Consider the following 19379-nt stretch of genomic DNA (forward strand, 5'->3'; position numbering starts at 1 on the left):
ACCTGAACCCTACGCAGGGGCACTGACAGTGCCTAAGCCTCGGACGCACTTTGTGTCGGTGTTGCAACACTGCGCGTACGACGCAGCTCACGGACGCCGACGGCGGTCGCCCCGCCTGCCCCGTGCGGCGGTCAGGCCAGGCCGGCCTCCTTCATCTGCCGCAGTTCCTTCTTCATCTCCGACACCTCGTCGCGCAGCCGGGCGGCGATCTCGAACTGCAGGTCGGCCGCGGCGGCACGCATCCGTGCCGTCATCTCCTCGATCTGGTCGGCGAGTTCGGCTGCGGGGCGGTCGGTCGGCACCGTCTCCCCTGCCTTGCCCTTGCCGGCCCGGGCTCCCTTGGCGGCCTTGCCGCCGAGCGCGGGCACCGGGGCCTTGGCCGCCTTGCCGTCCTTCGACTTGCGGTAACCCGAACCCAGGAGCTGTTCCGTGTCGACGTCCTCGCGGGCGATCTGCGCGACGATGTCGTTGATCTTCTTGCGGAGGGGCTGCGGGTCGATGCCCTTCTCCTTGTTGTACGCGACCTGCCTCTCCCGGCGCCGGTTGGTCTCCTCGATGGCTTTCTCCATCGCCGGAGTGATCTTGTCCGCGTACATGTGGACCTGGCCGGACACATTGCGCGCCGCGCGGCCGATGGTCTGGATCAGGGAGGTGCCGGAGCGCAGGAAGCCCTCCTTGTCGGCGTCGAGGATCGACACCAGGGACACCTCGGGGAGGTCGAGGCCCTCCCGGAGGAGGTTGATGCCGACCAGGACGTCGAACTCGCCGGCGCGCAGTTCACGCAGCAGCTCGACCCGGCGCAGGGTGTCGACGTCGCTGTGCAGATAGCGGACCTGGATGCCCAGTTCCAGGAAGTAGTCGGTGAGATCCTCGGCCATCTTCTTGGTGAGCGTGGTGACCAGAACACGCTCGTCCTTCTCCGCGCGGGTGCGGATCTCGTGCACCAGGTCGTCGATCTGGCCCTCGGTGGGCTTGATGACGACCTCGGGGTCGATGAGGCCGGTGGGGCGGATGATCTGCTCGACGAAGCCGTCACCACGGGACAGCTCGTACTTGCCGGGGGTCGCCGACAGGTAGACGGTCTGGCCGATGCGCTTTTGGAACTCCTCCCATTTCAGGGGGCGGTTGTCCAGCGCGGACGGCAGCCGGAAGCCATGGTCGACGAGGGTGCGCTTACGGGACGCGTCGCCCTCGTACATGGCACCGATCTGCGGGACAGTGCTGTGCGACTCGTCGATGACCAGGAGGAAGTCGTCCGGGAAGTAGTCGATGAGGGTGTTCGGCGGGGAGCCGGGAAGGCGGCCGTCGAAGTGCATCGAGTAGTTCTCGACTCCGGAGCAGGAGCCGATCTGGCGAAGCATCTCGAGGTCGTACGTCGTCCGCATCCTCAGGCGCTGGGCCTCGAGGAGCTTGTTCTGCTTCTCCAGCTCGGCGAGGCGGTCGCCGAGTTCCTTCTCGATGTCGTTGACGGCCCGCGCCATGCGCTCGGGTCCTGCCACGTAGTGGGTGGCCGGGAAGACGTACATGTGCTCGTCTTCGCTGATGATCTCGCCGGTGAGCGGGTGGAGGGTGGAGAGGGCCTCGATCTCGTCACCGAACATCTCGATGCGGACTGCCAGTTCCTCGTAGACCGGGAAGATCTCGATGGTGTCGCCGCGCACCCGGAACGTGCCGCGGGTGAAGGCCAGATCGTTGCGCGTGTACTGGATGTCGACGAAGCGGCGCAGCAACTGGTCCCGGTCGATCTCCTCACCGACCTTGAGGGAGACCATCCGGTCCACGTACTCCTGCGGAGTACCGAGGCCGTAGATGCAGGACACGGAGGCGACCACGATGACGTCCCGCCGGGTGAGCAGCGAGTTGGTCGCGGAGTGGCGCAGCCGTTCGACCTCCTCGTTGATCGAGGAGTCCTTCTCGATGTAGGTGTCCGACTGAGGGACGTACGCCTCGGGCTGGTAGTAGTCGTAGTACGAGACGAAGTACTCGACGGCATTGTTCGGCAGGAGTTCACGGAACTCGTTCGCCAGCTGGGCGGCCAGGGTCTTGTTCGGCGCCATGACGAGCGTGGGGCGCTGAAGCTTCTCGATCATCCACGCGGTGGTGGCGGACTTGCCGGTGCCGGTCGCGCCGAGGAGCACGACGTCCTTCTCACCTGCTTCGACGCGCCGAGCCAGCTCGGCGATGGCCGTCGGCTGGTCGCCGCTCGGCTGGTAGGGGCTGACGACCTCGAAAGGCGCCACCGTGCGTTCGATCTTGGAAACTGGCCGCATGCATCCACCGTACGGCCACCCACTGACAACGGGTCCTGATCACCGGTTCTGGGGGGTGCGGGAGCGGCGCTCCCCGTGCCGCTGGCCGGCGCGCGGCGGGAGGCGTCGGCCGGGGTGCGGGACGGCCGGGTGGGCCGGGATGCCGGGCCTTTTGTCGGCGGGGCGTCGCCCGGACTTGTCCATGATCATCAGGGGGTCGAACATCACGACGACGCCGGCCAGCAGGAGGAAGGCAAGCGGGCCGATCATCAGCGGGGCGAGCAGGGACGCGGGCGAGGCTCCCTCCGGGCTCCCGGACCCGGCATGGAGGTGGACCCGCAGGGCGGCCATGCCGGTGTAGTGCATACCGCTGACGGCGAGTCCCATGACGAGGCTGGCGCCCACGCTCCACAGGAAACCGCGGACCTGCCCGGCCGCCCACAGGGCGGCTGTGGCGGCCACTACGGCTATCACGACCGAGGCGGAGACGGTGAGGGTGTTGTACTCCAGCTTCCCGTTGAGGCGCATTCCGGCCATGCCCAGGTAGTGCATGGAGGCGATGCCGAGGCCGGTGATGGTCCCCCCGGTGAACAGTGCCGTTCCGCTCGTGCCCCGGTAGCCGACGATGAAGATCCCGATGCCGACCATGAGGACGGCGACCCCGAGACTGGCGAAGGTCAGCCCCATGTCGTAGTTGATCGGGGTCTCCTTGACGGTGAACCCCATCATCGCGACGAAGTGCATGGTCCATATGCCGGAGCCGATCGCGGCCGACCCGAGCGCCAGCCACCCCGGTCGCCACGACTGGGCGACCAGCATCGATCTCGTGGTGCAGCGCAGACCCAGCGCGCCGCCCAGGCAGGCCATGAGGTAGGCCACCAGCGGAGTGACGAGTCCGTAGCTGAATCCGTCGACCGTGCCCTGCATGTGCGGCTGCCCTTCCGCCCTTTTGCGTTCCGGAATTCCCGGACTTGCTCCCCTGCCCCAGGACCGGCCGGCGGTCAGGGCTGTGGCAGAGAGTATGACTGGCTCCTGAGGGGTCGAACGATTTTCCGGCAAAGAAACACGACCTTGCCCCACTTGTGCGGCAGGGGTGTGCGGACTCGGGCAACTCCTTTCAATCTGTGTCTGTGCCGGGTCTCTCATCCCGTTGTCCCTCCCCTGTCACTCGTGGATCATGCGCACCCGCTCGGGACCCGCACGCCGGGCGTTGTCAGTGGCGGGTCGTACGGTGGGGCGCATGGACAGCCACGGGCGGGACGAGCGGCAGGACCCGGAGATCCGGCAGCGGGTCGTGTGGGCGGTCGTCGGCACCGACATCGGCCCGCTGCTGCTGGCCGCGACGCACGAGGGTCTGGTGAACGTGGTGTTCCACGCCACGGAGTCGGTGCGTGAGAACGCCGTGGAGCGGCTCGCCGACCGGCTCGGCGTGGAACCCGTCGAAGCGCCCGGGTCCCCCTTCCTGGCCGAGGCCATACGTCAGTTCACGGAGTACTTCGCGGGCGAGCGGCACGACTTCGAACTGCCGCTCGACTGGTCCCTGATATCCGGCTTCAACCGACAGGTGCTGCGCGAGCTCGCGTCGGGCGTGCCGTACGGCGCGGTCGTCGGGTACGGCGACCTGGCCGCCCGCGTTGGCCGGCCGGGCGCGGCCCAGGCGGTCGGCGCGGCGATGGGCGCCAATCCGCTGCCGCTCGTGGTGCCCTGCCACCGGGTCGTGGAGAGCGACGGCGGTCTCGGCGGGTTCGGGGGCGGCCTGGAGACCAAGCGGAAGCTGCTCGCACTCGAAGGGGTGCTGCCCGAGCCTTTGTTCTGAGGGTTTCAGCCGCGGGACCCGAGGGTTTCATCAGTAGGGGTCCTCAGTACGTTCAGTACGAGGGGACGGTCCCGTGCGGGAAGAGGTTCCGTAGGGGACGGCGTGCGGAAACAGGGGGGACCGCGCCAGTGACCACATACTTCGTCCGCGCGGGCGGGCCGCGGTGACCGCCGTCGAGGGGCGTCCTGGTGTGCCCGTCGCGGGTGAGCAGCGGGTCGCGTTGCAGCGCCGGATCTCCGGTGTGCTGGTCGCGAGCCAGATTCTCGGCGGGCTCGGGGTGGCCACCGGCGTCGCGCTCGCTTCCGTACTGGCCCAGCGGATCAGCGGTACCGAGGGGTTGTCCGGGCTCGCGCCCACCGCCATGGTCGCGGGCACGGCGGTGGCCTCGCTGCCGCTGGCGGCGCTGATGACCGCGCGGGGGCGGCGGCCCGGGCTGGTCGTGGGGTATCTCGTCGGTGCCCTGGGGGCGGGCGTCGTCGTGGTCGCGGCAGTCATCGGGAGCTTTCCGCTGCTGCTGTGCGGCATGGCCGGGTTCGGTGCGGCGTCGGCGGCGAATCTGGGTGCGCGGTTCGCGGCCGCCGATCTCGTCGAGCCGGACCGGCGGGCCAGGGCCATCTCGAACGTCGTGTGGGCGGCCACCATAGGAGCGGTCCTCGGGCCGAACATCGCCGCGCCCGCGGGGCGCAGTGTGTCCGGACTCGGGATACCCACGACGGCGGGCCCCTTTCTCTGGGCCGCCGGGATCTTTCTGGCCGCGGCGGTGACGGTCGCTGTCCTGCTCCGCCCGGATCCGCTGCTCACGGCTCGTGCGCTCGCCCCCGTGGAGGAGCGGTCGGCCGAGGGCCGGTCGCTGCGGGCGGGCTTCGCCGCCGTCGCGGCCTCGCCGCGTGCCCGGCTCGCGCTCGTGACGGTGGCCGTGTGCCACACGGCCATGGTGTCGGTCATGTCGATGACCCCGGTGGCACTTGAGCACCACGGCGCGAGCATCGACCTGATCGGGCTGGTCATCAGTGGCCACATCGCGGGCATGTATGCGTTCTCGCCGCTCATGGGGCGGTTGTCCGACGGGGTCGGGCGGCTGTCCGGCATCGGCCTCGCCGTGGGGCTGCTGGCCTGTGCGGCGTTCCTCGCGGGCACGGCCGACGGCAGTCACGGTCGTACCGCGGTGGGGCTCTTCGTCCTGGGGCTTGGCTGGTCGGCCGGGCTGGTCTCCGGGTCCGCCCTGCTGACGGACTCCGTGCCCGACGCGGTGCGCGCCGCGGCGCAGGGGCTGTCCGACCTCGTCATGAACGCCTCGGCGGGCCTCGGCGGGGCGACCGCCGGGCTCGTGATGGCCACGGCGGGCTACGGGTGGCTGAATCTCGCCGCCGCGTGTCTGCTGATACCCGTGGGCGCGCTGGCGTTGTTCACCCGCGGCGGTCCGCGGCGGGGGCTGAGTGCGAAGGGGCGCGGCTGAGCCACCGGCCCGGAGGGCGGGCGGTCGTTACGGGTAGCGGGGGTCACGCGTAGTGCCGCGCCTCGAAGACGTTGCCGTCGGGGTCGCGGAAGTAGAAACTGCGCCTCGCGGTCCCCCGGGCACCGTAGGAGTCGTACGAGAACGCCGAGACGGGGACGTCCCGTTCCCGCAGGCGGGTTCGCAGGGCGTCGAAGGAGTCTCCGGGGAGGGACAGACACACGTGGTTGACGGGGTGGCCAGCGCTGTCGGCGGCACCGGGGAGCATGTTCATGCGCTCCGCCAGAGAGAGGGGCGCGAGGTCGAAGATGGTCTCCTCGTTGAGGCGTACGGAGGGGAACGACACCGTCCCGGCGGAGAATTCGGTGGTCCTCAGAGGCTCCATTCCGACCGCCTTCTCGTAGAAGTCGGCCGCTGCGAGCGGATCGCGTACCCAGAGGACGACATGGTCGAGACGCGTGGAGTTGTCCGTCATATACCCAGGCTGGTGGCCTCTTCCACAGGCCGCAAGGGTTTGACCAGGCGCGCCGCCCGCCAGAAATGAGGGAAGACCGAACGACAGGAAGCAGGCGCGTGATGCTGGTGGTGTCCGAGGAAGTGCGGGAAGCGGTCGACGCGCGTCGACCCGTGGTGGCCCTGGAGTCCACGATCATCGCGCACGGGCTGCCGCGCCCCCGCAATCTGCAGGTGGCGCTGGAACTCGAGGACGTCGTACGACAGGAGGGCGCCGTACCGGCCACGATCGCCGTCCTGGACGGGCGCCCCCATGTCGGACTGGACAAGGAGCAGTTGGAGCGGGTCGCGAACGAGGACGGGATCCGCAAGCTGGGGCACCGCGATCTGCCGCTCGCGGTGGCCACCGGGGCGAGCGGGGCGACCACGGTGTCGGCGACCGCGTTGCTGGCCGCCCGCGCCGGTGTACGGGTCTTCGCCACAGGTGGGCTCGGCGGAGTGCACCGGGAGTGGACGGTGACTCAGGACGAGTCCGCCGACCTGGGGCTGCTGGCGCGCACCAGGATCACGGTCGTCTGTGCGGGCGTGAAGTCGATTCTGGATGTGCCGGCCACCCTGCAGCGCCTGGAGACCCTCGGGGTCGCCGTGGCCGGATTCGGGACCGACCACTTCCCGGGCTTCTATCTCTCCGACTCCGGGCATCCGGTGGACTGGACGCTGCACACGCCGGAGCAGGTCGCGGACGTCATGGTGGCCCAGGACGGGCTCGATTCCCCCGAGTCGGCGTTCATCGTCGCCAATCCGGTACCCGAGCAGCAGCAGCTGGATCCCGGGCTCCACGCGCGCGTGCTCGCCGACGCGCTGCACGCGTGCGAGGAGCAGGGCGTGAGCGGACAGGCCGTGACACCGTTCCTGCTCGACTACCTGGTGCGGCACACCGACGGCGCGTCGCTGAGCGCCAACCTGGCAGCGGTCCGCGGCAACGTCCGGCTCGCGGGGCGGATCGCGGCGGCCTGGGCCCGGGCATGACCGAGCCGGGCGGAGCGCTGCTCGTCGTCGGGGACGTGATCACGGACGTCGTCGCCCGGCACCGAGGTCCGCTCGCCGCGGGGACCGACACGACCGCCGCGATCCGGTCCCTGCCGGGTGGTGCGGGCGCCAACGTGGCCTGCTGGGCAGCTCATTGGGGCCGCGCGGAGGTACGCCTGCTCGGCCGGGTGGGCAGGGACGCGGCGGAGTGGCACGAGCGCGAGCTGACCGCTTCCGGGGTCCGGCCACGTCTCGTCGTCGATCCCGAGGCGCCGACCGGGACGGTGATCTGCCTGGTGGACACGGGCGCGGCGGCCGAGCGCACGTTCCTGACCCAGAGCGGGGCCTCGCTGCGGCTGGACCCCGACGACTGGTCGGACGTACTGCTCGACGGGGTCGCTCGGCTGCATCTGTCGGGCTATCTGCTGTTCTCGGCGCCGAGTCGGGCGTTGGTGGGGGTCGCGCTGGAGTCGGCACGCGCGCGTGGCGTGCCGGTGAGCCTCGATCCGGCGTCGGCCGGGTTCCTCGCCGAACTGGGTGTCGACCGCTTCTTGGATCTGGTGTCGGGAGTGGACGTCCTGCTGCCGAGCCGTGACGAGGCCTGTCTGCTGACCGGGTTGCCCGACCCGGTGGACGCGGCGGCCAAGCTGAGCCGCCACGTCCCGCTGGTGGTCGTGAAGCAGGGTGCCGAAGGCGCGCTGGTCGCCCGGGCGGGGAGTGTGTGCGCCCGTGTCCCGGCCGTGCCCGCGACGCCCCGGGACACGACGGGCGCCGGCGACGCCTTCACCGGCGCGTTCCTCACCGCCCTGCTTCTGGGCGCCGACGCCCAGGACGCGGCGGCGGAGGGGTGCCGGGCAGGCGCACGGGCGGTGGAGCGGGTGGGTGGAAGGCCACCTGTTCTCGGTTGAGGGGACGGTGAGCAGCACCCTCGTCCCAGGTCGCCGTCGGCTAGCCCTTGCGTCCCCACGCCGAGATCATCGGTGCGGTCGCGAGGTCCATCCCGCCCGCGGCGACATTGGCCAGGTGACGGTCGATGTCCTGGTCCGTGGCGTGTCCCCCGGCGACGAGCCGCTCCCGGATCTGACGGATCGTCGCGGACTCCAGCGTGGCGCAGGCGGGCGAGGTGACGGGGAAGTACGCGTCGGCCTGGACGTTGCGCAGCCCCGCCTCGCGCAGCAGCCGCGGGAGTTTCCGGCCGTACGCCAGGTCGGCGCCGCTGTCCGCGAGCAGTTGGCGGAAGCTGTGGCGCAGCCGGTTGGCGAGCTGCTGCGCGGGGCCGTGTTCGTCGGGGCAGAGCAGGGGTTGCAGCGCGGGATCGGCGTCCTCGATCAGGAGCCGTCCGCCGGGACGCAGTGACTTGATCATCGTGCGCAACGCCTGTTCCCGGTCAGGCACATGGACGAGGACGAGCCGGGCGTGCACCAGGTCGAACCCCTCCCCGGGCGGACCGTCGACGCCGACGTCGTGGACGCGTACCTCGATCGGCGGGCGGGCTGCCGGGGCCACCCAGGAGGTGTCGAGGTCGGTCGCGACGACCTTTCCGGTCGGGCCGACCTTCTTGGCCAGCCAGGTGACCACCGAGGTGCCCCCGGCACCGACCTCCCAGCAGCGCCAGCCGGCTCCGACGCCGAACCCTTCGAGGTGCCGGAACGTCGTGGGGTCGAAGAGGGCGGCGAAGGCGTCGAAGCGTTGTCCTGCCTCGGTCTGCCGGTTGTCGAGGAGATACCCGTCGGGTCGCGTCATGCCGTGATCATCCCAGTCATCCGCTTTGTTCGGCCGGGTCGACGCTCCCTTACGGCGAGATGTCCGACGATCACGCCGTACCGACGAAAACGGAGCGGAATGTTCCGTTCCCACAGCCCTCTCCGGCGTTCGCGAAAGACTGCCAGGCTGGCGAGCCAGGCGCACGGTGCGGACAGCACGGCGCGAGAGATTCACGCGAGGAGGCCCAGATGTCCATGGCAGGAAACGCGCGGAAGGCCACACCCTTGCCCGGCGCGGTCGGCCGGGCGAGGCTGGGTGGCGGGCCGGTGGGGTCAGCGCATCGTGGTCCTGGCGTAGACGGTCTCGGCCCAGGACGCGATCTGGTCGTCCGTGAGGTGCTGGGCCAGATCGGCCTCGCTGATCATGCCGACCAGACGCTTGTTCTCGATCACCGGAAGCCGGCGGATCTGGTGGCCCTTCATCTCTTCGAGCACTTCGCTGACATCGGCGCTCGCGTCGATCCAGCGCGGGGTCCCCTGGGCCATCTCGCCCGCGGTGACCCTGGCCGGGTCGTGGCCCATGGCCACACAGCCGACGACGATGTCGCGATCGGTGAGGATGCCGCAGAGGCGTTCGTTCTCGTCACTGATCGGCAGGGCACCCACATTGAGCTCGCGCATCATCTGGGCGGCCAGGTCGAGGGTCTGGTGGGCGGGAATCCACTGGGCGCCGCGATGCATGATGTCTCCGGCGGTGGTCATGAAGTACCTCCCGGTGCCGGACGGCCGGCGCGGCACGGAGGGCACCGCTAGTCCCGGCGCCCTATATTCTCGCCGCGCTCCTGACGATGCGCACCCGGAAGTCCGCGGCTTTCGGACTCCTCGTACGGCGCCGGACCGGACTTCCGGGGCCGGCCGGGTCAGCCGTTCCACGCGGGGTGGCGCGGATCGTCCGCGCGGATCAGCACGTCGGCCGTGACCGCGAGGTCCGTCTCGCTCTCGTAGCGCTCGAAGGCGGGCAGGGTCCAGTGCTCGGCCTCCGGGGTACGGCGACGCAGGGCCGCCGGGGAGAGAAGGACGTGAACGGTCAGGTCGAACGGGAACCAGTGGCGCAGCAGGAAGGGGCCGTGCAGCAACAGGAGGCCCCTGGGCGGGAGTTGGACGTAGGGGCTGCGGGTGGAGCGGTCGGTGAGCGGGTCGCGCAGGTCGGGCAGGACACGGCCGTCACCGCCGGGTTCGAGGGGGCCGAAGACCTCGCGCCAGAGGGCGCCGGTGTCGAACCAGCCGTCGTAGTAGGCATCCACGTCCTCGTGGCCGTATTCCAGCCGGAGGGAGGCGGGGCGCAGGAATCCTGCGGTGGCGACGGCGAGCGAGGGCCGGCCACGGATGCGCAGCGCCTCGGCCACGCGTTCGGCGAGGTCTCCCGGGCGGGCGGCCGGGGCTCCGTCGAAGGCGATGCGCGGCCAGGGGCTGCCGTCGTCCGGCTTCAGGTCGAGCACGCGTTCGGCGAGGAGGTCGCCGAGGCGGTCCCAGGTGATCGGTTCCAGTCGCACACCGCCCATGATGCCGGGTGCCGGCGCCGCGGAGGCCGGCGGCTACGAGGAGGCCGGGTCCGTCCGGGGATTCCTGGCCTCAGTTGGGTCAAGTACCCGTGGACAGCCCCGCGACTCCCCCGCTCCGCGCCGCGCTTCTCGTCGTGCAGCCGCTCAAACGACGGCACTGTGCCGAGTGCCGACGTGGGCCCTTGGCGCTGCTCGTGCCGGAGGAGAGGGCGCCTCGCTGTCTCGACTGTGCCGATCTCGGGCATCTGGTGTTCCTGCCCAGGGGCGATGCCGCGTTGACGCGCAGGTCGCGGGAGGAGAGCAGGCTGTGGGCGGTGGTCGTGCGGTTCAACCGTCGGAAGGGGCGGTACGAGCGGCAGGGCGTTCTGGTCGAGGAGGCAGGGCTCGCCCGCGCCGAGGTGCGATGCCTGGCAGACGCCGAGGCACGGCGGCGGCGTCGGGTCCGGGACGCGCGGCGGCGGGCCGCGGAGGATCTGCGGTTCGCGGAGGCGTTCGCGCGGGAGATCCGCCGGCTGTTTCCCGGGTGCCCGACGGATCGGGCGGAGGCCGTCGCCGGGCACGCCTCGGTGCGTGGCAGCGGGCGGGTGGGGCGGAGTGCGGCGGGGCGGGCGTTGTCCGAGGGCGCGGTGATCTCGGCGGTCGTGGCGTCCGTACGACATGTGGACACGCCGTACGACACGTTGCTGATGAGCGGGGTCGCACGGCACGAGGCACGGCGGCGGATAGCCGGGGCCGTCGAGGCGCGGCTTCGGCAATGGGGGACGGAAGCGGGTACGAGTGCGGGCGCGGAAGCGAGGGACGGCGCCTGGGCCGAGTCGGAGTGAGCGGCATGTCGGCCTCCGTGACCTGGCCGCTCCCAGATCGCCGGCTCCCTTGGACGCTCGCGCGTGCCACCGCGGGTTCGGAGAGAGGCGTTGTCAGTGGGAGGGGGTTCACTGGTGGGGACTGAAGGAGATCGACCGGGGAGTCGGCATGATCGATGGGGCGTTTTTCGTACTCGTGGTGCTCGGTGTGCTCGGTACCGGGCTGGTGGCCGGGGTCTTCTGCGGTTTCTCGACGTTCGTGATGAGGGGGCTGGCCGCGCTCCCGCCCGCGCAGGGCGTCGCGGCGATGCGGGCCATCAACGTCACCGCGTTGCGTCCGCCCTTCATGCTCGTTTTCCTCGGGTCGGCGGCCCTGTGTCTGGTGATCGTCGTGGTCACGCTCGTGGTGTGGCCCGCCGAGGGCGCCGTGGAGCTGTTGGCGGGCAGCGCGTGCTATCTGCTCGGCTCGTTCGGGCTCACCATGGGCGCGAACGTGCCACGCAACAACGCCCTCCTGGAGTTGGAGCCGGGCTCCACGGAGGCCGCCGCCTACTGGCCCGTGTACGTGGGCGAGTGGACCCTGTGGAACCACATACGCACGGTCGCCTCGGGGGCCACCGCGGTCCTGTACGTCCTGGCCGTCGCCTAGGGCCTTGTCCGGCCCACTCGGCGTGCCGGGTCGAGGAGTCGTATCGTGGCCGGAGAAGAGTGCCGCCCGATGACGCACGGCCCGTCATGCGTACGCAGGGGAGACGGCGAGGACACGGTCATGGGCGATCCCAAGGGTTTTCTCACCAGAGCACGCATGGACTGGCCGCGCAGGCCCGTCGAGGAGCGGGTCCGGGACTGGGACGAGGTGTATGTCCCCGGGGCGCTGCTCCCCATCATCAGCGGGCAGGCCGATCGCTGCATGGACTGCGGTGTCCCGTTCTGCCACGAGGCCTGTCCGCTGGGGAATCTCATTCCCGAGTGGAACGACCTGGTCTCGCGGGAGGACTGGCGCGCGGCGAGCGACCGGCTGCACGCCACGAACAACTTCCCCGAGTTCACCGGGCGGTTGTGCCCCGCGCCCTGTGAGGCGGGCTGCGTGCTGGCCATCAACCAGCCCGCGGTGACCATCAAGAACGTCGAGGTGGCCATCGCCGACCGGGCGCTGTCCGACGGCTTCGCGCCACCGAGGCCGCCGGACCGGCTGTCGGGGCGTACGGTCGCGGTGATCGGGTCGGGGCCCACCGGGCTCGCCGCGGCCCAGCAGCTGACCCGGGCCGGACACACCGTCGTCGTGTACGAGAAGGACGACCGGCTCGGCGGGCTGATGCGGTACGGCATCCCCGGCTTCAAGATGGAGAAGCACCATCTGGAGCGGCGTATCGAGCAGATGCGCGCCGAGGGAACCAAGTTCCGTACGTCGACCGCCGTCGGGCGGGATGTCGAGGCCGCCGAACTGCGGTCGCGCCACGACGCCGTGGTGCTGGCCGTGGGGGCGACGGCGTGGCGTGAACTGCCACTCCCTGGGCGGGAGTTGGCCGGCGTTCAGCAGGCGATGGAGTATCTGCCGCTGGCCAACCGGGTGTGCCAGGGGGATCTGGCGGTGTCCCCGATGTCCGCAGCCGGGAAACATGTCGTCATCGTCGGCGGCGGTGACACCGGGGCCGACTGTCTGGGCACCGCGGTGCGTGAAGGGGCGGCCTCCGTCACCCAGTTGGACATCTACGCCCAGCCGGGCGCGGAGCGCGACGAGGACGCCGATCCCTGGCCGACGTACCCGAAGATCTACCGGCTGTCGGCCGCGCACGAGGAGGCCCGCGACCTGGAGTCGGCGCCCGCCGCCGACGCCGACGCCCGGCTCTTCGCGGCGTCCACGCTCCACTTCTCGGGCGACTCGGACGGTCATGTACGGGCGCTGCACCTCGTCGAGGTGGACGCGGAGCGCCGGCCGCTGCCCGGATCCGTGCGGACGCTTCCCGCCGACCTCGTGCTGCTCGCGCTCGGCTTCTCCGGGCCCGACCGGGAGGACGGTCTGATCGACGAGCTCGGGCTCGCCCTCGACGCGCGCGGCACGATCGCCCGTGACGCGGACTTCGCGACGAACGTGCCGGGCGTGTACGCGGCGGGGGACGCGGCCCGCGGGCAGTCGCTGATCGTGTGGGCGATAGCGGAGGGGCGGTCGGTCGCGGCGGCCGTGGACCGTCGGCTGATGGGCCGTACGCAACTGCCCGCGCCCATAGGGCCGTACGACCGGCCGATGACCGTGTGACCGTCCCTGGTGGCCGCCCCTGGGGACCGTCGACGGCCGTGCCGGACGCGGCTCAGCGCTCGTCCGTGCCCGCCACCTTGCGGGTTGCCAGGGCCACCCGGTTCCAGGTGTTGATCGTGAGGATCAGGGACAGGACCTGGGCCAGTTCCCGGTCGTCGAAGTGGGCCGCGGCCTCGGCGTAGACGTCGTCCGGGACGCCGGCGTCGGCCACCAGGGTGACCGCCTCCGTGAGGGCCAGCGCCGCCTGCTCCCTCGGGGTGTAGAAGTGGCGGGCCTCGCGCCACACCGCGACCAGGTGCAGACGGTCCTCGCTCTCGCCCGCCTTGCGCGCGTCGTTGGTGTGCATGTGGAGGCAGTACGCGCAGTGGTTGAGGTGCGAGGCGCGGATCTGGATCAGCTCGACGAGCGCCGGGTCGAGGCCCTCGCGGGCCGCCGCGTCGAAGCCGACGAGGGCGCGGAAGACCTTGGGGGCCGTCTTCGCGAGGTTCAGACGGGGCGTTTCGGCGGCGTCGTCGAAGTGGGCGGTCGTGGGGTTCACGGTGTTCGTGTTCGTCGTCATGACCATGAATCTACGGGCCGCAAAGACCGACTGTAGGGTTCATTTTCATGGCAGAAAAATGGGTCAATTCCGCCGAGCGCATCGGCGCCGACCTGCATCTCGAGCTGGGGCCTCCGGGGTCCGGCGGGCGGCGGGCCGCGCTGATCAGTGCCCTGCGGGACGCTGTCCGCAGCGGCCGGCTCACGCCCGGCACCCTGTTGCCGCCGTATCGCTCCCTCGCCGCCGATCTCGGCGTGGCCCGCAACACGGTGGCCGACGCGTACGCCGAACTCGTCGCCGAGGGCTGGCTGACAGCCCGGCAGGGCTCGGGCACCCGGGTCGCCGAGCGGGCGGAACCCGTCAGGGCGGCCTGCTCGGCGACCCGGGTGCCCGTAAAAGCACCTCCACGCGCGCGTGGCCCCCGCCACGACCTGCGCCAGGGCAAGCCGGACGCGTCGGGGTTCCCGCGTTCCGCCTGGCTGGCCTCCTACCGGCGGGCGGTCCAGCAGGCGCCGAACGAGGTGTTCGGGCCGGGTGATCCGGCCGGCCGGGCCGAACTGCGGGAGGCGCTCGCGACGTACCTGGCACGCGCGCGTGGCGTACGTACGGAGCCCGGACGCATCGTCATCTGCGCGGGGTTCGCACACGCCCTGCGGCTCCTCTTCGGCGGCACGAGCGGCCGCGGGGGCACGGACGCCGTACTGCGCGGGCCGCTGGCCGTGGAGGCGTACGGACTCGGCTTCCACCGGGAGCTGTTGGCCGCGGCCGGGGTACGGACCGTGCCGCTGCCCCTCGACGAGGACGGCGCACAGGTCGGTCTGCTCGGCCGGGAGCGGGCCGTACTGCTCACACCCGCGCACCAGTTCCCGACCGGCGGCCCGCTGCACCCGGAGCGCCGCGCGGCCGTGATCGACTGGGCACGCGCGCGTGGCGGGCTGATCCTGGAGGACGACTACGACGGGGAGTTCCGTTACGACCGCCGGCCGGTCGGCGCCGTCCAGGGCCTGGACCCGGAGCGGGTGATCCACCTCGGCTCCGTGAGCAAGAGCCTGTCCCCCGCGCTGCGGCTGGGCTGGATGGTGCTTCCGGAGCGGTACGTGGAACCCGTACTCGCGCTGAAGGGCGAACGCGAGGCCTGGACGAGCGCGCTCGATCAGCTGGCGCTCGCGGACTTCCTCGACTGCGGATCGTACGACCGTCATGTGCGGCGCATGCGGCAGCGCTACCGGCGCCGGCGTGACCGGCTCGTCGCGGCCCTCGCCACGAACGCGCCGCATGTCGAGGTCACCGGTGTCGCGGCCGGGCTGCACGCGGTGCTGCGGTTGCCGCCCGGTACGGAGCGGTCGGCGGTGAAGGCGGCGGCATGGCGGGGAATCGCCCTCGACGGGCTCGCGGAGTTCCGGCACCCGGAGTTCCCGGAGGTCCCGGAGAGAGAGCAGGGCTCGATCGCGGCCGACGGGTTGGTCGTGGGGTACGCGGCGCCCTCCGAGCATGCGTACGGGGCGGCCCTGGAGGCCCTCTGCGAGGCCCTCCCGCCGGAGTGAGGGAGAGGTCCCTGGGGATGGCCCTGGGGCGGCGGCGTTTCCGTCCGGTCCGACGGGCACTCACCGTCGACCGTGACACCCGCGGCCTTGAGCTTCGCCGTCGCGGCGGCCGACTCCTCCGGGGAGAAGTCGCCGGTCGCGCGGGTCATGATCAGTTGACGCCCTCGCCTCCACCCTGAAGGGTGCCGGTCATGGCGAACTCCGTAAGTGTCCGCGGTGTCTGGCGTGGCACGTGATCAACTGAGCACCAAAATTAGGGAATTGACTGAACACAACGGAACCGCCGACACACGAACGGCCGGAACCGGACCTCAGGAGAGCAGAAAGTCGGCCTCCCCGGCCTTCGCGCCCTCGATGAAGGCGAGCATCTCGGCCGTGGTGTAGATGAGCGCGGGGCCTTCGGGATCGGTGGACTGCCGCAGGGCGATCCGGCCGTCGGCGAGCTTCATCGCCTCCAGGCAGTTGCCGCCGTTACCGCCGCTCCACGGCTTGTGCCAGCCCTCACTGCCCAGCTCACCGGCGGGCATACCGTTGTAGATAGGGGCACTCACCCGCTCGGCGACCCGTTCAGTGGTCAGCTCATTGATTCGCTCGTGGCGTATCCGGGCCTTGGACATCATGCGATCCATGCAGAGATTCAGAGCTCCTTACGGAGATCCCGGAGGATCTCCTTCGTGCGATGTGCTGTAGCGGACTGAGCCGCCATGCGGTCCATGACCTCCAGGTGGGTGGCCACCTCGGTGCGCGAATCCAGATAGATGGCGCCGGTCAGGTACTCGCTGTAGACCATGTCCGGGAGTTCCGGCACGGCAAAACGGAAGAGCACGAACGGCCCGTACGTCCCCGGGTGCGGCCCCGACAGGAAGGGGGCGACCTGGAGCGTCACGTTGGGCAGGTTCGTGGCTTCGAGCAGTGTGTCGATCTGTGCACGCATCACCTCCGGCCCGCCCACCGGGCGGCGCAGAACGGTCTCGTCCATCACGACCCACAGCCGGGGCGCACCCTCACGGGTGAGCAGGCTCTGGCGTTCCATGCGCAGCGCGACATGGCGTTCGATGTCCTCGGGTCTGGTCTGGCCGATGGCGCCCGACTGCAGGACGCCGAGCGCGTACTCCTCGGTCTGCAGCAGTCCCGGGACGAAGTGCGGCTCGTACTGGCGGATGAGGCTCGCCGCGCCCTCCAGGCTGACGTGCATGGAGAACCAGCCGGGCAGCACGTCGTGGAACCGCTGCCACCACCCGGGCTGATTGGCGTCCTCGGCGAGCTGGACGAACGCGTCGGCCTCGTCGTCCGAGACGCCGTACGACTTCAGGAGCAGCTGGAGGTACGGGATCTTGAGAGCGACCTCCGCCATCTCCATACGGCGGACGGTGGCGGGGGCGACCCTGAGAACGCGCGCGGCTTCCTCACGCCGCAGGCCCGCACGCTCCCGCAGGTCCAGCAGGCGCCGTCCGAGGACGACCTGTCCGACCGTCGGCGCGGACCGCGGTTCGCTCACGCTCCACCTCCATCGAGCACCGGCTCATGCCGGTGAAGATTCCTGACAGCCCGGCGGCGCCACCGGGAATTCGTTCGAAGGTTTATTCGAAAACCTGCCGAAAGTCCCAACTGGCGCCGCTCCGCGTGCTGTTGCGAGCAGTGTGCCACGCCGTTTCACTTCGTCACACCGCACTCTGCATTTTTCAGAGTGACACTTGCCAAGTGTTCATGGCGGGGAGATAGTGGCAAGCGTGATTCCGTCCCCGCCCTTAGGAACAGACGCCGCCGCGGACCGCTCCGGCCCCGGGGCCGCACCGCGCCCCGGTACGGCGGCCGAGCGCCGGTTCCGCTTCGAGCTGGCCGCCCATCCGGGCTCGCCGGCGCAGGCCCGGCGCCTGACGCGCGCCCGGCTCACGGGCTGGTCGGTCTGCGAGGACACCTGCGACACGGCGGCCCTGGTCGTCACCGAGCTGGTCACCAACGCCATCGTGCACACCGCGAGCAGCCACATAGTCTGCGAGCTGCACGACGGCGCCGACCTGGTGCGCATAGCCGTCCGCGACGAGGGCTGCGCGCCCGGCATACCCCATCAGTCACCGCAGCGCGCCGATGACGAGGGGGGCAGGGGACTCCTCCTCGTAGAGGCCATGTGCAGGGCTTGGGGCGCCCAGGAACACGGCCCCGGCCTGCTGGTCTGGGCGGAACTCGCCCGGGCCGCCGACGCGGGCGCCGGCACCCTCGACGACACCGAGATCCGCAACGATCTCGGCTGGGGCGCACCGTCACCCCGCCCCGGCACGGTCGAGGACCCCGGCCCGGAGCCCGCCGACGACACACAGGCGTCGGGCGGCCACCTCGGGCGTCACAGGTTCCAGAAGCACGCGAACACGGGGACGGGGCCAGAGGCCGAATGGGTGTAAGGGGTTCGTCCACGGGGGCCCGGGTCGTCAGCATGGACACGCTGATGCGCGTGAAGCGCGGTCTGCACGGTCCGACCCACCCGGGAACCCCTCTACGCCTTCCGATACCGGCCGGCATGACCGCTCCCCTGGGCTGCGACGCGGTGGCCGTGCCCGCACGCTTCGGACCCCAGATACTCCCCCGGCTACCGCGCGTGGGCTGCGTGTACGCCGACAGTGGCCATTGGTGGTGGCTCGTCCCCGCCGACTCCGACTACGCCCTGGAGTGGCCGGCCCCGGCGCAGTACACCGCGGGAGCGGTGGTCCTCGACGCCCCGCGCGTCCCGCCCCTTCTGCACCGCCCGCACGACACCCTCCCGTACACCCCGCCGATACCGCTCTACCTCGCCCTGTGCCAGGTGACGGGGACGATTCCCACCTGGTCGAGGCCGATCAGCGCCTGAGCCCCTTCCCGCTTCGTTCCTCTTCGCGAGGGGCCCGGCGCCCATCTCAGTCCCCCACGCCCCCAGCACGGACGATCACGAGGAACGTGTCCGTCGCGAGGTCCATGACGACCTCCGCGGCCTGGCCCTCCAGCCGCCGCGCCCGCGCGAACTCCTCCGCGGGCCAGGAACCGCGTGGCCCGCCGGCGGGAAAGCGTTCGAGCACCTTTCGCCCGTTCACCCTGCACCTCCATGTAGCGCCGATCTCATAGACTTAAACGCTCATCATGGGGAAAGGGCCTCGCCAGGTGACCGTACTGAGACGTAGTTGACACCGGTTCACCGCCGGATGTGGGGATGAACTCATCCTGTTACATCCCTACACCCCCTTTTGTCGCTTTCCGCTTCAGTCGTCGTACGCGTCGTGATGGCGCACGCTCTCGCTGTCCTCGGCCGGTCCCAGGGGCATGAGGTCCAGGAAGCCGGCGGGCGAGCCGAGGCCGTCCAGGCCGCGCCCGTACGCCGAGTACGTGTGGAAGACCTGGTCGCGGTCGCGCAGGAAGCAACTCACGCCTGACCGCTCGACGGCCTCCCCGGCGTTCTCGGACGTCACCAGGAAGTCGCGGTTGAAGTCGTTGCCGTACGACGAATACCAGGGCACCGTCCAGCCCATCCGCGCCTTGAACGGCAGGATCCGCGTGTACGGCGCCCGGGACACGACCGCGAACGAGGCGTCCCGGGCCCACAGGTGCGCCAGGTGACCGACGCGGTCGAGGAACTCGGAGCAACCAGGGCAGCCCTCGTCCCACTCGGGGGCGAACATGAAGTGGTGGACGACGAGCAGGCGGCGGCCCTCGAAGAGGTCGAGCAGGGTCGCCTTGCCGTCGCCGCCCTCGAACACGTACTCCTCGTCGACCGCGACCACGGGCAGTTCGCGCCGCTCGGCGTTCAGCGCGTCACGCGCGCGCGTGACGACCTCCTCCTTGACCAGCAACGCCTCGCGTGCCGCCCGCCATTCGTCGCGCGAAACGATCCGCGGAAGTGTCATCGCCCCTCCAGGCCCCGTCGTGGAACGGTCTGTTTCCAGGGGGTGGACCGATGGGGCACGCGAAACTCATCGCAACGCGCGGAGGAACTTCGGGTGTACTCGT

At 70.7% G+C, this 19379-nt stretch carries 21 protein-coding genes; 10 read left to right on the plus strand and 11 right to left on the minus strand.

Going from position 1 to position 19379, the window contains the following annotated elements; translation table 11 throughout:
* Window positions 1–131: 131 nt before the first annotated feature.
* Together uvrB and OG241_RS13830 are read right to left on the minus strand one after the other, a co-directional pair.
* Window positions 132–2270 carry an excinuclease ABC subunit UvrB gene (gene uvrB / locus OG241_RS13825; RefSeq protein WP_405815608.1) on the minus strand — a complete coding sequence of 713 codons (2139 nt, stop codon included), beginning with the start codon at window positions 2268–2270 and terminating at the stop codon, window positions 132–134.
* Window positions 2271–2309: 39 nt separating this feature from the next.
* On the minus strand, window positions 2310–3176 hold the full coding sequence (locus OG241_RS13830; RefSeq protein ID WP_405815609.1) for an MHYT domain-containing protein: 867 nt from the start codon (window positions 3174–3176) through the stop codon (window positions 2310–2312).
* 313 nt (window positions 3177–3489) lie between these two features.
* Between OG241_RS13830 and OG241_RS13835 the strand changes: the two genes are divergently transcribed.
* Together OG241_RS13835 and OG241_RS13840 are read left to right on the plus strand one after the other, a co-directional pair.
* On the plus strand, window positions 3490–4065 hold the full coding sequence (locus tag OG241_RS13835; RefSeq protein ID WP_405815610.1) for a methylated-DNA--[protein]-cysteine S-methyltransferase: 576 nt from the start codon (window positions 3490–3492) through the stop codon (window positions 4063–4065).
* Between the two features lie 163 nt (window positions 4066–4228).
* Window positions 4229–5521 carry an MFS transporter gene (locus OG241_RS13840; protein WP_405815611.1) on the plus strand — a complete coding sequence of 431 codons (1293 nt, stop codon included), beginning with the start codon at window positions 4229–4231 and terminating at the stop codon, window positions 5519–5521.
* A gap of 43 nt (window positions 5522–5564) precedes the next feature.
* Here OG241_RS13840 and OG241_RS13845 read toward each other — a convergent pair whose 3' ends face one another.
* Window positions 5565–5993 carry a VOC family protein gene (locus tag OG241_RS13845; RefSeq protein WP_405815612.1) on the minus strand — a complete coding sequence of 143 codons (429 nt, stop codon included), beginning with the start codon at window positions 5991–5993 and terminating at the stop codon, window positions 5565–5567.
* 98 nt (window positions 5994–6091) lie between these two features.
* Between OG241_RS13845 and OG241_RS13850 the strand changes: the two genes are divergently transcribed.
* Entirely contained in the window at window positions 6092–7000 is a 909-nt protein-coding gene (locus OG241_RS13850; protein ID WP_405815613.1) for a pseudouridine-5'-phosphate glycosidase, read from the plus strand.
* Window positions 6997–7908, plus strand: a complete 912-nt coding sequence (locus OG241_RS13855) for a carbohydrate kinase family protein (RefSeq protein ID WP_405815615.1) — start codon at window positions 6997–6999, stop codon at window positions 7906–7908. The genes OG241_RS13850 and OG241_RS13855 overlap by 4 nt, the downstream gene beginning before the upstream one ends.
* A gap of 40 nt (window positions 7909–7948) precedes the next feature.
* On the opposite strand, the gene OG241_RS13860 is transcribed toward OG241_RS13855, so the two are convergent.
* From OG241_RS13860 to OG241_RS13870, 3 genes are all read right to left on the minus strand, one after another.
* On the minus strand, window positions 7949–8743 hold the full coding sequence (locus OG241_RS13860) for a methyltransferase domain-containing protein (RefSeq protein ID WP_405815616.1): 795 nt from the start codon (window positions 8741–8743) through the stop codon (window positions 7949–7951).
* 293 nt (window positions 8744–9036) lie between these two features.
* Complete coding sequence (locus tag OG241_RS13865) at window positions 9037–9465, minus strand: CBS domain-containing protein (protein ID WP_405815618.1); 429 nt, start codon at window positions 9463–9465, stop codon at window positions 9037–9039.
* A 158-nt stretch (window positions 9466–9623) separates the two neighbouring features.
* Complete coding sequence (locus OG241_RS13870) at window positions 9624–10265, minus strand: uridine kinase (protein ID WP_405815620.1); 642 nt, start codon at window positions 10263–10265, stop codon at window positions 9624–9626.
* 89 nt (window positions 10266–10354) lie between these two features.
* On the opposite strand from OG241_RS13870, the gene OG241_RS13875 reads away from it, so the two are divergent.
* The 3 genes from OG241_RS13875 to OG241_RS13885 all read left to right on the plus strand — a co-directional run bounded on the left by OG241_RS13875 (window position 10355) and on the right by OG241_RS13885 (window position 13325).
* Complete coding sequence (locus tag OG241_RS13875) at window positions 10355–11089, plus strand: DUF2293 domain-containing protein (protein ID WP_405815622.1); 735 nt, start codon at window positions 10355–10357, stop codon at window positions 11087–11089.
* Window positions 11090–11237: 148 nt separating this feature from the next.
* Window positions 11238–11717, plus strand: a complete 480-nt coding sequence (locus tag OG241_RS13880; protein ID WP_405815624.1) for a DUF1772 domain-containing protein — start codon at window positions 11238–11240, stop codon at window positions 11715–11717.
* A 120-nt stretch (window positions 11718–11837) separates the two neighbouring features.
* Window positions 11838–13325 carry a glutamate synthase subunit beta gene (locus OG241_RS13885; RefSeq protein ID WP_405826195.1) on the plus strand — a complete coding sequence of 496 codons (1488 nt, stop codon included), beginning with the start codon at window positions 11838–11840 and terminating at the stop codon, window positions 13323–13325.
* Between the two features lie 52 nt (window positions 13326–13377).
* Here OG241_RS13885 and OG241_RS13890 read toward each other — a convergent pair whose 3' ends face one another.
* Window positions 13378–13884 carry a carboxymuconolactone decarboxylase family protein gene (locus tag OG241_RS13890; RefSeq protein WP_405815626.1) on the minus strand — a complete coding sequence of 169 codons (507 nt, stop codon included), beginning with the start codon at window positions 13882–13884 and terminating at the stop codon, window positions 13378–13380.
* Window positions 13885–13931: 47 nt separating this feature from the next.
* On the opposite strand from OG241_RS13890, the gene OG241_RS13895 reads away from it, so the two are divergent.
* Window positions 13932–15407, plus strand: a complete 1476-nt coding sequence (locus tag OG241_RS13895) for a PLP-dependent aminotransferase family protein (RefSeq protein WP_405815628.1) — start codon at window positions 13932–13934, stop codon at window positions 15405–15407.
* A 311-nt stretch (window positions 15408–15718) separates the two neighbouring features.
* Here OG241_RS13895 and OG241_RS13900 read toward each other — a convergent pair whose 3' ends face one another.
* Entirely contained in the window at window positions 15719–15934 is a 216-nt protein-coding gene (locus OG241_RS13900) for a DUF397 domain-containing protein (protein ID WP_086025877.1), read from the minus strand.
* Window positions 15935–16044: 110 nt separating this feature from the next.
* A complete protein-coding gene (locus OG241_RS13905) occupies window positions 16045–16905 on the minus strand; it encodes a helix-turn-helix domain-containing protein (protein ID WP_405815630.1) in 861 nt (286 codons plus the stop codon).
* Window positions 16906–17137: 232 nt separating this feature from the next.
* Here OG241_RS13905 and OG241_RS13910 point away from each other — a divergent pair, with 232 nt between their 5' ends.
* Together OG241_RS13910 and OG241_RS13915 are read left to right on the plus strand one after the other, a co-directional pair.
* Window positions 17138–17806: an ATP-binding protein gene (locus tag OG241_RS13910; protein ID WP_405815632.1), complete on the plus strand. Its 669-nt coding sequence runs from the start codon at window positions 17138–17140 to the stop codon at window positions 17804–17806.
* Window positions 17797–18249: a hypothetical protein gene (locus OG241_RS13915; protein ID WP_405815634.1), complete on the plus strand. Its 453-nt coding sequence runs from the start codon at window positions 17797–17799 to the stop codon at window positions 18247–18249. Before OG241_RS13910 ends, OG241_RS13915 begins: the two co-directional genes overlap by 10 nt.
* A 46-nt stretch (window positions 18250–18295) precedes the next feature.
* Here the strand turns inward: OG241_RS13915 and OG241_RS13920 are convergent, their stop codons facing one another.
* Window positions 18296–18469 (minus strand): hypothetical protein, encoded by a 174-nt coding sequence (locus OG241_RS13920; protein WP_405815635.1) that lies wholly within the window; start codon window positions 18467–18469, stop codon window positions 18296–18298.
* Between the two features lie 165 nt (window positions 18470–18634).
* Window positions 18635–19276 (minus strand): DUF899 domain-containing protein, encoded by a 642-nt coding sequence (locus OG241_RS13925; RefSeq protein WP_405815636.1) that lies wholly within the window; start codon window positions 19274–19276, stop codon window positions 18635–18637.
* Window positions 19277–19379 lie beyond the last annotated feature (103 nt).

The sequence above is a fragment of the Streptomyces sp. NBC_01390 genome (assembly GCF_045040105.1).
GTDB lineage: Bacteria > Actinomycetota > Actinomycetes > Streptomycetales > Streptomycetaceae > Streptomyces.